Origin of the sequence: Streptomyces sp. NPDC096205 (genome assembly GCF_044763135.1) — a bacterium.
Classification (GTDB): domain Bacteria; phylum Actinomycetota; class Actinomycetes; order Streptomycetales; family Streptomycetaceae; genus Streptomyces.
In genome coordinates, this window is the sequence record NZ_JBIWFS010000003.1 from 183,590 (window position 1) to 197,690 (window position 14,101).

A 14,101-nucleotide genomic window follows, 5' to 3' on the forward strand; every position below is an offset into this window, starting at 1 on the left:
GTGAACGGCCTAACGCGCCTCCGCCAGAAGGGCCTCCGTCGCCTCCTCGCGCGCCGCCATCTCCCGCAATGGCCCCTCTACGGCGGTCAACTCCGCGAAGCCGCCCCGCTGCACCACCCGCCCGCGGTCCAGCACGATCACCTCGTCGACGTCGTCGAGACCGGCCAGCCGATGCGTGATCAGCAGCGTCGTACGGCCCTCGGTGGCGGCCAGCAGGTCGGCGGTGAGCGCGTCAGCGGTGGGCAGGTCGAGATGCTCGGCCGGCTCGTCGAGGACGAGCACCGGGAAGTCGGCGAGCAGCGCGCGGGCCAGCGCCAGCCGCTGCCGCTGTCCGCCGGACAGCCGGGCCCCGTGCTCCCCCACGAGCGTGTCGAGCCCGTCCGGCAGGCCCTCGACCCAGTCCAGCAGCCGCGCCCGGTGCAGCACCTCACGCAGTTCGGTATCGGTCGCCTCCCGCCGGGCCAGCAGCAGGTTCTCGCGCACGGAACTGTCGAAGAGGTGCGCGTCCTGCGCACACAGGCCGACTAGCCGTCGTACGTCGTCGCCGTCCAGCGCGTAGGCGTCCACGCCGCCCAGGGAGTACGAGCCGGACTCGGCGTCCAGGAAGCGCAGCAGCACCTGTGCCAGGGTCGTCTTGCCGGACCCGGACGGGCCGACCACGGCCACCCGGCGGCCCTTCTCCAGCCGCAGGTCCAGGCCGGCCAGGGCATCGCGGTCCTGCCCCGCGTGCCGGGCGGTCAGCGCCTTGACGACAACCGGGAACGGCGAGGCGGGCGCCTTCCGCGGCTGGCCCGGCTCCTGCACGGGCTCGGGGGCGTCCAGCACCTCGTACACCCGCTCGGCGCTCTTGCGTACCCGCTGCCGGAACTGCACGGCGAGCGGCAGCCCGAGGACGGCCTCGAAGGCGGCCAGCGGGGTCAGTACGACGACGGCCATGGCCACACCGCTCAGCCGCCCGGCCGCGACCGCCTGGGTGCCGACGAGAGCCGCCCCCGCGACGGTCAGACCGCAGATCAGCGCGGTGAGCCCGTCGCCCAGCGCGGTCGCGGTGGCGGTGCGCGAGGCGATCCGGGTCAGCTCCGCGTCCGCCCTACGGGCCTCGGCGGTACGGGTGGGCAGGGCGCCCGCGACGGTCAGTTCGGCGGTGCCGGTGAGCAGGTCGGCCACGTGCGTGGCGAGCCTCCCTCGGGCGGGGGCGAGCCGGCGTTCGGCACGCCGCGCCACCGCGCCCGTGAGCAGCGGGACCCCGGCACCGGCCGCCAGCAGTCCGGCCGCGAGGACCGCGCCCGCCTCCGGCAGCAGCCAGGCCATGAAGGCGACGGACCCGGCCGACACCAGCGTCGCCGCGCCGACAGGCAGCAGCCACCGCAGCCAGTAGTCCTGCAGCGCGTCCACGTCGGCCACCAGACGGCTGAGCAGATCACCCCGGCGTGTGTCGCGCAGCCCGGCGGGCGCCAGCCGTTCCAGGCGCCGGTACACCGCGACCCGGGTGTCGGCCAGCATCCGCAGCACCGCTTCGTGCGACACGAGCCGCTCGCCGTACCGGAACACGGCCCGGCCGATCCCAAAGGCCCGCGTCGCCGTCACGGCCACCATCAGATACAGCACCGGCGGCTGCTGCGACGCCCGCGAGATCAGCCACCCGGACGTCGCCATCAGCCCCACGGCACTGCCCAGCGCCAGGCTGCCCAGCAGCAGCGCGAGAAGCAGCCGACCGCGCCGGGGGGCAGCCATGGCCCGGACCCGGGCGAGCGGGTGGCGCGAGTGTGCTTCCGCGGGAGCTTCTTCGGTCTTCTGAGCCCGGGCCGATTCCGCCTGACGGGCGGGAGCCGGCTTCACCGGTTCGGTGGAGGCGGGTCGCGCAGGGCCCATGGGCGCCTCTCCCGTCGACTCCAGCCGTACGACCCGGTTCGCCACCGACAGCAGGGCCGGGCGGTGGACGACCAGCAGGACCGTGCGTCCGGCCGACAGCCGGCGTACCGCGGCCACGACCTCCGCCTCGGTCTCTCCGTCGAGCGCGGCCGTCGGCTCGTCGAGCAGCAGCACGGGCCGGTCGGCGAGGAAGGCCCGGGCGAGCGCGAGCCGCTGCCGCTGCCCGGCCGAGAGCCCGGCCCCGTCCTCGCCGAGCAGGGTGTCGGCACCGAGGGGCAGCGCGTCCACGAACTCCAGCGCCCCGGCGTCCCGCAGGGCCTGTCGTACGGCCGTGGCGTCGGCGTCGGGCCGGGCGAGCCGGACGTTCTCCTCGATCGTCCCGGCATACAGATGAGGCCGCTGCGGCACCCAGGCGACCTGCGCACGCCACTGCTTCAGGTCGACGTCGGCGAGGTCCGTGCCACCGATCCGCACCTGGCCCGCGGTCGGCCGCACGAAGCCCAGCAGGACGTTCAGCAGCGTCGACTTGCCTGCGCCGCTGGGTCCGACGAGCGCGACCGTCTCCCCGGGCTCGACGGTGAAGGTGGCATCGGCGACGGCGTCCTCGGACCGTCCGGGATAGCGGACGGAGACGCCCTCGAAGGAGAGCGCCCCGGCGGGCACCGGGCGGCTCCCGGAATCCGGGACCGGTGTCTCCAGCACCTCGAAGATCTCCTCGGCGGCCGCGAGACCCTCCGCCGCCGCGTGGTACTGCGCGCCCACCTGCCGCAGCGGCAGATACGCCTCCGGGGCGAGGACCAGGATGACCAGGCCGGTGTAGAGGTCCATCTCGCCATGGACGAGCCGCATGCCGATCGTCACGGCGACCAGGGCCACCGAGATCGTGGCGAGCAGCTCCAGGGCGAAGGAGGAGAGGAAGGCGATCCGCAGGGTCCGCATCGTCGCCCGGCGGTACTCGCCGGTGATCCGCCGGATCGAGTCGGCCTGGGCCTTGGCCCGTCCGAACACCTTCAGCGTCGGCAGCCCCGCGACCACGTCCAGGAAGTGGCCGGACAGTCGGGACAGCAGCCGCCACTGGCGGTCCATCCGTGCCTGGGTGGCCCAGCCGATCAGCATCATGAAGACCGGGATGAGCGGCAGGGTGCCGACGATGATCGCGGCCGACACCCAGTCCTCGGTGACGATCCGGGCCAGCACCGCCACCGGCACGACCACCGCGAGGCCCAACTGCGGCAGATAGCGGGAGAAGTAGTCGTCGAGCGCGTCCACGCCCCGCGTGGCGAGCGCCACCAGCGAGCCGGTCCGCTGCCCGCCGAGCCAGCCCGGCCCGAGCCGGACGGCACGCTCCAACAGCCGCCCGCGCAGCTCGGACTTCACGGCGGCGCTGGCCCGGTGAGCAGCGAGCTCGGTAAGCCAGGCGACCAGGGAGCGGCCGACCGCCACGGCCACGAGCAGCAGCAGGGGAGTGCGGAGTTCACCGACCGCCAGCCCGCGCTGGAACGCGCCGACCACGACCTCGGCGACGAGCATCGCCTGGGCGATGACGAGCCCCGCCCCCATGGCGCCCAGGGCGATGACCGCCGCCAGGAACAGCCGCGTGGCTCGGGCGTGACGTACGAGACGGGGATCGATCGGTTTCACGTGAAACATGCCCTTCGGTCCAGGGAGGGTGTTTGACGGTGTTTCACGTGAAACACCACAGGTTGTTTCACGTGAAACACCCTCCCGGTCGGACTCAGTGCGTGGCGTCGACAGCGATGTGCTGCGTGCCGATCCGCTTACGGAACACCCAGTAGGTCCACCCCTGGTAGAGCAGGACGATCGGTGTGGCGATCGCGGCGCACCAGGTCATGATCTTCAGGGTGTAGGGGCTCGACGAGGCGTTGGTGACCGTCAGGCTCCAGTTCTCGTCGAGCGAGGACGGCATGACGTTCGGGAAGAGCGACAGGAAGAGCATCGCCACTAGGGCGACGATGGTGACGCCGGAGAGGGCGAACGACCATCCTTCCCGCCCGGCCTGGTTCGCCACGAGCGCGGCGACCAGCGCTGCCACCGCCACGACCAGTGCGACCAGGCTCTTGCCGTCACCGCTGTCGGCCTGCGTCCACAGCAGGAAGCCCAGCGCGACCACGGCGGTCACCAGACCCAGCCGGAGGGCCAGCCCCCGCGCCCGCTCCCGGATCTCACCGACGGTCTTCAGCGCGGTGAACACCGTGCCGTGGAAGGTGAAGAGGGTCAGCGTCACCAGACCGCCGAGCAGCGCGTACGGGTTGAGCAGATCCAGCAGGCCGCCGACGTACTCGAGGTCGGCGTCGATCTCCACGCCGCGCACGATGTTGGCGAAGGCCACGCCCCACAGGAACGCGGGGATCAGCGAGGTCCAGAAGATCGCGGTCTCCCAGTTGCGCTGCCAGTTCTCCTCCGGCCGCTTGGCCCGGTACTCGAAGGCGACGCCCCGGACGATCAGGCAGACCAGGATGACGAGCAGCGGCAGGTAGAAGCCGGAGAAGAGGGTGGCGTACCACTCGGGGAAGGCGGCGAAGGTCGCACCGCCTGCCGTGAGGAGCCAGACCTCGTTGCCGTCCCAGACCGGGCCGATCGTGTTGATCAGCACCCGCTTCTCGAGCCGGTTGCGGGCCAGCAGCTTGGTGAGGATGCCGACCCCGAAGTCGAAGCCCTCCAGGAAGAAGTAACCGGTCCACAGGACGGCGATCAGGACGAACCAGACGTCGTGCAGTTCCATGACTGTGCAGCTCCCTCGGCCTAGTACGAGAAGGCCATCGGCTTGTCGGCGTCTCGGGAGTCGCCGCCGATCTTCGTGGGCGGGTTGAGGTCGGCCTCGGTCAGCTCGGGCGGGCCGGCCTTGATGTACTTGGCCAGCAGCTTGACCTCGACGACGGCGAGGATCGCGTAGAGCGTGGTGAAGACGATCATCGAGGTGATCACCTCGCCCTGGGACACCCCGGGGGAGACGGCGTCACGGGTCCGGAGCACGCCGTAGACGACCCACGGCTGGCGGCCCATCTCGGTGAAGATCCAGCCCCAGGAGTTGGCGATCAGCGGGAAGGCCATGGTCCAGAGCGCGATGCGCCAGTACCAGGTGGTCAGCTTCGGGCCGAGGGCCTTGTTCTTGAACAGCACCAGCTGCGGCACCTCGTCCTCGCCGACCCTCAGGTGCTGGGGGAGCAGGAACTTCTTGCGGGTCAGCCACAGCCCGGCCATTCCGAGGGTGAAGGAGCTCATGCCGAACCCGATCATCCAGCGGAAGCCCCAGTAGGCGACTGGCACGTTGGGCCGGTAGTCACCAGGTCCGAACCGCTCCTGCTCTGCCTTCTGCACGTCGTTGATACCGGGCACGTACGACGTGAAGTCGTCCTTGGCCAGGAAGGACAGCAGGCCCGGGATCTCGATGGCGACCTTGTTGTGGCCCTTCTCGACGTCGCCGTAGGCGAAGACGGAGAAGGGAGCGGGGGACTCGCCGTCCCACAAGGCCTCGGCCGCGGCCATCTTCATCGGCTGCTGCTCGTACATGATCTTGCCGAGCACGTCTCCGCTGACCGCGGTGAACATGCCGCCGATGACCAGCGTGACCAGGCCGAGCCGCAGCGAGGTCTTCATCTCGCGGATGTGCTTCTTGCGCAGCAGATGGAAGGCGGAGATGCCGACCATGAACGCGCCGCCGGTGAGGAAGGCCGCGGAGAGGGTGTGGAAGGCCTGGGCGAGCGCGGTGTTCTGGGTGAGAACCAGCCAGAAGTCGGTGAGCTCCGCCCGGCCCTTGGCCTCGTTGATCCGGTAACCGACCGGGTGCTGCATCCACGAGTTGGCCGCGAGGATGAAGTACGCCGACAGGATCGTGCCGATCGACACCATCCAGATGCAGGCCAGGTGGATCTTCTTGGGCAGCTTGTCCCAGCCGAAGATCCACAGGCCGATGAAGGTGGACTCGAAGAAGAAGGCGATGAGCGCCTCGAAGGCGAGCGGGGCGCCGAAGATGTCACCGACGAAGCGCGAGTAGTCGGACCAGTTCATGCCGAACTGGAACTCCTGCACGATGCCGGTGACCACGCCCATGGCGATGTTGATCAGGAACAGCTTGCCCCAGAACTTGGTGGCCCTGAGGTACTTCTCCTTCTCCGTCCGGACCCAGGCGGTCTGCAGGCCGGCCGTGAGGGCGGCGAGCGAGATCGTCAGCGGAACGAACAGGAAGTGGTAGACGGTGGTGATGCCGAACTGCCAACGCGCCAAAGTCTCCGGCGCCAGAGCCAATTCCACGTCGTCGTCTCCTTACTCGCCGTGGATACAGCGGCGGTTTGCCCCTTTTGCCGCACACAACATGGAGCAACCGGGACACGCTTGTGAACGCGTTCACATTCACAAGCAATTATGACGCACTGATTTTCAGCCCGGGAGGGGGGGTCCCTCCTTGGCCTTCGCGTCAACCCCTTGGCAGAGACTTCAACGTCTTGTTGAATTGCGCGCCATGCAGACGCAGCACTCACCGACCCGTATACGGATCTCCTGGCCCGCGGGTCATCTCACCGCGACCCTGGACAGCACCCCGACCACACAGGCCCTGGTCAAGGCGCTCCCCTTCACCTCCACAGCCCAGACATGGGGCGAGGAGGTCTACTTCGACACAAGCGTGTCGGTTTCACGTGAAACGGACGCCCGACAGGTCGTCGAGCCAGGCACGGTCGCCTTCTGGACCGACGGCGACGCCCTCGCACTCCCCTACGGCCCCACGCCGATCTCGCGAGGTGACGAATGTCGCCTCGCGAGCCCGTGCAACGTCCTCGGCCGCCTCGACGGCGACCCCCGCCTGCTGGCGACGGTACGAGCCGGCGACCCGATCCGGGTCGAAGTGATCAACGGCCAGGACTGACCGGACCCCTTGGCCAGAACGGCCCAGGACGTCTTCGGCCAGGACTGAGCGGAACTCCTTCGACCGGGACCGACTGGAACTCCTTCGACAGGACCGACTAGACCTCCTTGCGGAAGCCCTCGGCCGTCTTCAGGAGGATGTCGTTCGCCTCGGTCTCGCCGACCGTGACCCGCACACCCTCGCCGGGGAACGGCCGCACCACGACCCCCGCCTGCTCACAGGCAGCCGCGAACGCCGCCGTGCGCTCCCCCAGCCGCAGCCACACGAAGTTGGCCTGGGTGTCGGGCACCGTCCAGCCCTGGGCGCGCAGCGTGTCGACCACACGCGTGCGCTCGCACACCAGCGAGCCGACCCGGCCGAGCAGCTCGTCCTCCGCCTGCAGCGAGGCCACCGCCGCGTCCTGCGCGAGCTGGCTGACTCCGAACGGGACGGCCGTCTTGCGCAGCGCCGCGGCGACCGGCTCGTGCGCGATCGCGAACCCGACGCGCAGCCCGGCGAGGCCGTACGCCTTGGAGAAGGTCCGCAGGACGCAGACGTTCGGCCGGTCGCGGTACAGCTCCACGCCGTCGGGCACCTCCCTGTCCCGGACGAACTCGCGGTAGGCCTCGTCCAGCACCACCAGCACATCGCCGGGCACCCGGTCCAGGAAGCGCTCCAGCTCGGCCCGGCGTACGGCCGTGCCGGTCGGGTTGTTGGGGTTGCAGACGAAGATCAGCCGGGTCCTGTCCGTGATGGCGTCGGCCATGGCGTCCAGGTCGTGCACATCGCCGGGCGTCAGCGGCACCTTCACCGAGGTCGCGCCGCTGATCTGGGTGATGATCGGGTACGCCTCGAAGGACCGCCAGGCGTAGATGACCTCGTCGCCGGGGCCGGAGGTGGCCTGGAGCAGCTGCTGGGCGACACCGACCGAACCGGTGCCGGTGGCCACGTGCGAGACCGGCACACCGAAGCGCTCGGCCAGCTCCGCCATCAGGCCCGTGCAGGCCATGTCCGGGTAGCGGTTGAAGGAGGAGGCCGCCGCGGTGACGCTCTCCATGACGCCCGGCAGCGGGGGATAGGGGTTCTCGTTGGAGGACAGCTTGTACGCCACCGGCCCCCCGGCCGCGGCAGGCTTGCCCGGCTTGTAGGTGGGGATACCCTCCAGCTCGGCGCGCAGCTTCGGGCTCGTCTCGCTCACCGCAGTCCTCCTCGCGATCACCGGCGGACCATCAGCACCGCCGGCTTCCAATGCTTCTCACCTTAAGAGGATTCGGCCTCGCTGCGTATGGGTCCGGGCACACCTCATGGGCCGGAGTCGGCAGCGAGCGGCATCGAGCCGGCGCTCAGCCGGAGCGGAGCCGAAGCGGAGCCTGACCGGAGGACGGACCGCCCCAGGAGCCCCACCGACATCAGGGGCATCACCGCACGAAGAGCCATGAATCGGGGGCGCACCATACATATATCTATGCGCCGGTGGCTTGCGCCGTGGCGCGCGTCCCTCGTGAAGGTGAGTTGAGACCTCTTCGAGACATCGGGCACTTGGCAGGCGGGTGCGCGCCGACAAGCCACGTACTACAGCAGAGTCCGTCAACTCCCTTGCTTTCAAAGGCATTTCACCCATCGCCGCCTTGCAGAAACGTGCCTGTCAACGGGTGCATATGCGTCCGCACTACCCCACCGCAAGAGCCCTACTATCGGCACGCCATGACAGCAGCAGGGAAGCACCAGGTGAGCCGCGCGGAAACCTCACGGCGAGGCAGCCGGCCGGGACGGGCGGGCATCAGAGACGTGGCCGCCGCCGCCGGAGTCTCCATCACAACCGTCTCCGACGCCCTCAACGGCAAGGGCCGGCTCCCGGACGCCACCCGCCGCCACGTCCGCGAGGTCGCCGACCGGCTGGGATATCGCCCCTCGGCCGCCGCCCGAACCCTCCGTACCGGCAAGTCGGGACTCATCGGCCTGACCGTGACGACGTACGGGGATGAACCTTTCACCTTCACCGAGTTCGCGTACTTCGCGGAGATGGCACGTGCCGCCACCTCCGCCGCGCTCGCCCGCGGCTACGCCCTCGTCATCCTCCCCGCGACCTCCCGCCACGACGTGTGGTCCAACGTCGCCCTGGACGGCACGGTCGTCATCGACCCCTCCGACCAGGACCCGGTGGTCAGCGAGCTCGTCCGGCAGGGTTTACCGGTCGTCTCCGACGGCCGCCCCGCCGGCTCGCTTCCCGTCACCGCCTGGGTCGACAACGACCACGAGGCCGCCGTCCTCGGCATCCTCGACCATCTGGCCGACGCCGGCGCCCGCCGTATCGGCCTGCTGACCGGCACGACCACCGACACCTACACCCACCTGTCGACCACGGCCTATCTGCGCTGGTGCGAACGCGTCGGCCAGGACCCGGTCTACGAGGCCTACCCGGCGCACGACCCCTGTGCCGGCGCCGTCGCCGCCGACCGGCTGCTCGCCCGGCCCGACCGCCCCGACGCCGTCTATGGACTGTTCGACCCCAACGGCACCGACCTGCTCGCCGCCGCCCGCCGCTACGGGCTGCGCGTGCCCGAGGACCTGCTGCTGGTGTGCTGCAGCGAGTCCACCGTGTACGCCAACACCGAGCCGCCCATCACCACCCTGTCCCTCAAGCCGCGCCGCATCGGCACAGCCGTGGTCCAGCTCCTCATCGACGCCATCGAGGGGGTCGAGTCGGACCATCCCGTCGAGCAGGTGATACCGACGGAGCTGATCGTGCGCACTTCCTCGCAGCGGCGCCCGCCGCGGCGGACCGTCAGCCCCCCGCGCTCCCCCGAGAAGGGATAGCGCGGGTCGGCGCGGGACCGGGCAACGGCCCGGGCGAAGCCCGGCGCAATCGGGGCGAAAGCCACGGTGAACCGGAGTTCCGCTCCTTTTCACCACCCCTGGGTCATCACATGGCACGATCCGCATTCCTATGATGGGCCCACGGCATCACGGGCCGCTGCGACCAGGCAGTCCGATCGGTGCAGATGCGGCGCGATGGTGGAGGGGTCGATGACTCAGGGGGCCGGTCAGGGACCCGAGGTGGAGCGGACGGCGACGTTGCGCGACTTCCGGGTGCCCGCGTACGTCCACGAGACCGGCCCCTACCCCGCCCAAGGCAGCCACCCCGGCGAGCCGGCCGCCCCTGCCCCGGAGCCGGCCGACTACCCGGAGGGGTACACCCCCACGCAGCGCGATCTGCCTGTCATCAATCGGGGTGACACCTTGCAGGTCACCGTCGACCCGGCCCCCGCGCCCGCCCCCCAGCCCACGGCAGGCCCCGGCCCGCTGTTCGTGGTCGGCGACGTGCACGGCTATCTCGACCAGCTGATCGCCGCCCTTCAGGAGAAGGGCCTGATCGACTCCGCCGGTCAGTGGTGCGCGGGCACCGCCCGGCTGTGGTTCCTCGGCGACTTCACCGACCGCGGTCCGGACGGCATCGGCGTCATCGACCTCGTGATGCGGCTGTCCGCCGAGGCCGCCGCGGCCGGCGGCTACTGCAAGGCCCTGATGGGCAACCACGAGCTGCTGCTCATCGGCGCCAAACGGTTCGGCGACACCCCCGTCAACTCCGGCGCGGGCACCGCCACCTTCCAGGCGGCCTGGCTGCTCAACGGCGGCCAGAAGACCGACATGGACCGCCTCCAGGACCACCACCTGCAGTGGATGTCCCGCCTCGACGCCCTCGAGCAGGTCGACGGCCATCTGCTGGTGCACTCCGACACCACCGCCTATCTCGACTACGGCGGCTCCATCGAAGAAGTCAACGACACCATCCGCGAGACCCTCACCCGCAACGACGCGGACGAGGTCTGGGATCTGTTCCGCAAGTTCACCAAGCGCTTCTCCTTCCGCGACGAGGGCGGCGCCGACCATGTGCGCTCCCTGCTCGACGTCTTCGGCGGCAGCCGCATCGTCCACGGCCACAGCCCCATCCCCTACCTCCTCGGCGAGGTCGGTTCCGAGGACGGCGAGGACCGCTCCGGCCCCGTGGTCGAGGGACCGCATGTCTATGCCGACGGCCTGGCCATCGCCATGGACGGCGGAGTGACCATGGCCGGAAAGCTGCTGGTGCAGCAACTCCCGCTGGATAGCTGAGCCTTCACCGGGCAGGCGTACCCCGTCGCAGGCCCGGAAAGCGACGGCGCGGGCCAGGGGCCAATTTCTGCAAACCCCCTGTCACCGTGTGCCGTCACCGCTCTACCATCGCCTTATCCGTAGCAGGCTCCCCTCCGTTTCTGCCCGACGGCTCGTCAGCATGCGAGCCCCAAGCCCTACGGAGCATCGGGGATGCACATGAACAGCGTTCCGCAGCATCTGCTGAGCGAGGACCGCCAGGAATACGAGCGGATCCTCGATGAGGCGCTGCGCTCCGCCCCGCACCGTCCTGAACTGGCCGCTGTGGGACAGCGGCTCAACCCCGAACAACTGCGCACCATGGCGCTGGGCGCCACCGCACTCATCACCACGGCCGCGGCGACCGAGTACCAGCACTATGTGAAGGTCCGCGACGAACTGCGCCGGCCCGCACCGTCCGCCTCGTCGTCCCTGCGCGAGTCCGGCTCCGCCGAGCCCGGTTCGGGCGCGGTGGGACTCGCCTCGGTCATGGGGGAGGTCACCGAGACCGCCGGCGCGGGGGCCGTCGCGGTCGTCGCCGTCCTCGCCCCGGTCCTGGCCGGAACCGCCGCGGCGATCTTCCTGCTCGTCGGTTACCTCCTGAAGATGCTCGATCCCGATCGGTCGTTCGCCGACACCTTGCTCACGACCGGGTGGGTGTTCGGCGCCCTGACCGCCCTCGCGATCCTGGTCGCCGCCGTCGGACTGCTGCTCACCGCCCTGCGCAACAGGCCCACACCGGCCCCCACTTCCTACGACGATCCGGGCGGGGAACTGGACCAGGCCAGGCAGGCCTGGCGGGAGGCCCTGCTGGAGCGCGGCATCGTGCCGTTCCTGCGCGACGCGCTCGCCGCGTCCAGCCCTGTCCCCCTGCCCCGCACGACTCCGTCGGCACCCGCCGGCCGCATGCCCCACCTCGGCTACGACCGCCCGGGCTTCACCAGCCCCGGGGAGGGACCCTCCAGGAGCCCTCGCCCGAGCTACAGCAGCCCGGACTTCAGCAGCCCCGACTTCGGAGGCCCCGAGCACCAGCCGGACTGACCCCGGCTTGCGCCCCCACGCGGGGAGCGCAAGCCGCACACCGGGCCACCGACGGCTTCGGCGGACCCGCACCCTGCGGCGGGCCGCCCATGTGTCGGTCTCAGTCCGCGAGCGGCAGGTACACCCGGTTGCCGGCCTCCGCGAACTCCTTCGACTTCTGGGCCATGCCCTCCTCGATCTCCACCTTGGTGCCGCCGTGCTCACGGCGGATGTCCTGGGAGATCTTCATCGAGCAGAACTTCGGCCCGCACATGGAGCAGAAGTGAGCCGTCTTGGCGGGCTCGGCCGGGAGGGTCTCGTCGTGGAACTCCCGTGCCGTGTCCGGGTCGAGGGCCAGGTTGAACTGGTCCTCCCAGCGGAACTCGAACCGGGCGTCGGACAGCGCGTCGTCCCACTCCTGAGCCCCCGGGTGCCCCTTGGCGAGGTCGGCGGCGTGCGCAGCGATCTTGTAGGTGATGACGCCGGTCTTGACGTCGTCACGGTTGGGCAGGCCCAGGTGCTCCTTGGGCGTGACGTAGCACAGCATGGCCGTGCCCCACCAGGCGATCATCGCGGCACCGATGCCGGAGGTGATGTGGTCGTACGCGGGCGCGACGTCCGTGGTCAGCGGGCCGAGCGTATAGAACGGAGCTTCATCACAGATCTCCTGCTGAAGGTCGATGTTCTCCTTGATCTTGTGCATCGGGACGTGACCGGGGCCCTCGATCATCGTCTGTACATTGAAACGCTTGGCGATCTGGTTGAGTTCCCCGAGCGTCCTCAACTCCGCGAACTGTGCCTCGTCGTTGGCGTCCGCGATCGAGCCCGGGCGCAGGCCGTCGCCGAGCGAGTACGTGATGTCGTACGCGGCGAGGATCTCGCAGAGTTCCTCGAAGTTCTCGTAGAGGAAGCTCTCCTTGTGGTGCGCCAGGCACCACGCGGCCATGATCGAGCCGCCGCGCGAGACGATGCCCGTCTTGCGGTTGGCGGTCAGCGGCACATACGGCAGCCGGACGCCCGCGTGGACGGTCATGTAGTCCACGCCCTGCTCGGCCTGCTCGATGACCGTGTCCTTGTAGATCTCCCAGGTCAGCTCCTCGGCCCTGCCATCGACCTTCTCCAGGGCCTGGTAGAGCGGCACGGTGCCGATGGGCACGGGGGAATTGCGTAGCACCCACTCGCGGGTGGTGTGGATGTTGCGGCCGGTGGACAGGTCCATGACCGTGTCGGCTCCCCAGCGGGTCGCCCAGGTCATCTTCTCGACCTCCTCCTCGATGGAGGACGTCACCGCCGAGTTGCCGATGTTGGCGTTGACCTTCACCAGGAACCGCTTGCCGATGATCATCGGCTCGATCTCCGGGTGATTGATGTTCGCCGGCAGCACGGCCCGACCCGCCGCGATCTCCTCGCGCACCACCTCGGGGGAAACGTTCTCCCTGATGGCCACGTACTCCATCTCGGGCGTGATCTCGCCCCGGCGCGCGTATGCGAGCTGGGTGACGGCCTGCCCGTCACGGCCCCGGCGCGGCAGCCGGGGGCGGCCCGGGAAGACCGCGTCGAGGTTGCGCAGACCGCCGCGCGGCGAGGTGTGCTTGAGGCCGTCGTCCTCGGGGCGGACCGGGCGGCCCGCGTACTCCTCGGTGTCGCCGCGGGCGATGATCCAGTTCTCCCGCAGCGGCGCCAGGCCCCTGCGGACGTCCGTATCGACGGCTGGATCGGTGTAAGGGCCTGACGTGTCGTACAACGTGACCGACTGGCCGTTGGTGAGGTGCACCTGACGGACTGGCACGCGCATGTCGGGGCGGGAGCCCTCGACATACCCCTTGTGCCATCCGATGGACTTCCTGACGTCGTCGCTGTCGGAGACCACAGAGGTCTGCGGCTGCGCGGAGGCAGGCGTGCGTACGTCCTTGCTGGTCATGAGACCTACTCCCTACGCCGGCATTACCCGGTAACAGGTTCGGCGGTCGACGCAGCGTTCGCCGTCTCCCGGTGTTTCGTGTGGAACACGACGTGTTCCACGTGAAACATCGCGAAGACGAAGGTCAGCGCCCTCTCAGCCCGGTGCTCCGAGCTCCCGCGTGTACAAAGGTGACTCCACGCTAGCGTCACTTCGGGCGCGGTGAACAGGGGGCCCCTGCCGTTCTTGCGATGATCGGTCGGTGACCACGACACAGCAGCCCCCGTTTCCGCCGCCCGAACCGCGCCGTGACGAAC

General features: G+C 69.9%; 9 protein-coding genes and 1 riboswitch. Of the genes, 4 read left to right on the top strand and 5 right to left on the bottom strand.

The features are described from left to right. Positions 1-9: 9 nt before the first annotated feature. From cydD to ACIQ6Y_RS13290, 3 genes are all read right to left on the bottom strand, one after another. Positions 10-3,522 (bottom strand): thiol reductant ABC exporter subunit CydD, encoded by a 3,513-nt coding sequence (gene cydD / locus ACIQ6Y_RS13280; RefSeq protein ID WP_404036838.1) that lies wholly within the window; start codon positions 3,520-3,522, stop codon positions 10-12. 85 nt (positions 3,523-3,607) lie between these two features. Next, positions 3,608-4,615 (bottom strand): cytochrome d ubiquinol oxidase subunit II, encoded by a 1,008-nt coding sequence (cydB, locus tag ACIQ6Y_RS13285; protein WP_404036841.1) that lies wholly within the window; start codon positions 4,613-4,615, stop codon positions 3,608-3,610. 20 nt (positions 4,616-4,635) lie between these two features. Next, positions 4,636-6,144, bottom strand: a complete 1,509-nt coding sequence (locus ACIQ6Y_RS13290) for a cytochrome ubiquinol oxidase subunit I (RefSeq protein ID WP_404036843.1) — start codon at positions 6,142-6,144, stop codon at positions 4,636-4,638. 208 nt (positions 6,145-6,352) lie between these two features. Between ACIQ6Y_RS13290 and ACIQ6Y_RS13295 the strand changes: the two genes are divergently transcribed. Then, complete coding sequence (locus ACIQ6Y_RS13295; protein WP_404036846.1) at positions 6,353-6,754, top strand: cyclophilin-like fold protein; 402 nt, start codon at positions 6,353-6,355, stop codon at positions 6,752-6,754. A 97-nt stretch (positions 6,755-6,851) separates the two neighbouring features. Here ACIQ6Y_RS13295 and hisC read toward each other — a convergent pair whose 3' ends face one another. Beyond that, on the bottom strand, positions 6,852-7,931 hold the full coding sequence (gene hisC, locus ACIQ6Y_RS13300) for a histidinol-phosphate transaminase (RefSeq protein ID WP_404036848.1): 1,080 nt from the start codon (positions 7,929-7,931) through the stop codon (positions 6,852-6,854). A 506-nt stretch (positions 7,932-8,437) separates the two neighbouring features. Between hisC and ACIQ6Y_RS13305 the strand changes: the two genes are divergently transcribed. The 3 genes from ACIQ6Y_RS13305 (at position 8,438) to ACIQ6Y_RS13315 (ending at position 11,905) form a co-directional block, all read left to right on the top strand. Beyond that, positions 8,438-9,550 (top strand): LacI family DNA-binding transcriptional regulator, encoded by a 1,113-nt coding sequence (locus ACIQ6Y_RS13305; RefSeq protein WP_404036851.1) that lies wholly within the window; start codon positions 8,438-8,440, stop codon positions 9,548-9,550. A 195-nt stretch (positions 9,551-9,745) separates the two neighbouring features. Continuing rightward, positions 9,746-10,846, top strand: coding sequence for a metallophosphoesterase (locus ACIQ6Y_RS13310; protein WP_404036854.1), 1,101 nt, complete (start codon positions 9,746-9,748; stop codon positions 10,844-10,846). A 192-nt stretch (positions 10,847-11,038) separates the two neighbouring features. After that, on the top strand, positions 11,039-11,905 hold the full coding sequence (locus ACIQ6Y_RS13315) for a hypothetical protein (RefSeq protein WP_404036856.1): 867 nt from the start codon (positions 11,039-11,041) through the stop codon (positions 11,903-11,905). Positions 11,906-12,005: 100 nt separating this feature from the next. Here the strand turns inward: ACIQ6Y_RS13315 and thiC are convergent, their stop codons facing one another. Then, positions 12,006-13,805: a phosphomethylpyrimidine synthase ThiC gene (gene thiC, locus ACIQ6Y_RS13320; RefSeq protein ID WP_404036859.1), complete on the bottom strand. Its 1,800-nt coding sequence runs from the start codon at positions 13,803-13,805 to the stop codon at positions 12,006-12,008. After that, positions 13,798-13,975: riboswitch (TPP riboswitch) on the bottom strand. It overlaps the preceding gene by 8 nt. Positions 13,976-14,101 lie beyond the last annotated feature (126 nt).

Coding starts and splice junctions, on each gene's coding strand:
- cydD (WP_404036838.1), bottom strand. CDS start 3,522: ATGTTTCACGTGAAACCGATCGATCCCCGTCTCGTACGTCACGCCCGA.
- cydB (WP_404036841.1), bottom strand. CDS start 4,615: ATGGAACTGCACGACGTCTGGTTCGTCCTGATCGCCGTCCTGTGGACC.
- ACIQ6Y_RS13295 (WP_404036846.1), top strand. CDS start 6,353: ATGCAGACGCAGCACTCACCGACCCGTATACGGATCTCCTGGCCCGCG.
- ACIQ6Y_RS13305 (WP_404036851.1), top strand. CDS start 8,438: ATGACAGCAGCAGGGAAGCACCAGGTGAGCCGCGCGGAAACCTCACGG.
- ACIQ6Y_RS13310 (WP_404036854.1), top strand. CDS start 9,746: ATGGTGGAGGGGTCGATGACTCAGGGGGCCGGTCAGGGACCCGAGGTG.
- ACIQ6Y_RS13315 (WP_404036856.1), top strand. CDS start 11,039: ATGCACATGAACAGCGTTCCGCAGCATCTGCTGAGCGAGGACCGCCAG.
- thiC (WP_404036859.1), bottom strand. CDS start 13,805: ATGACCAGCAAGGACGTACGCACGCCTGCCTCCGCGCAGCCGCAGACC.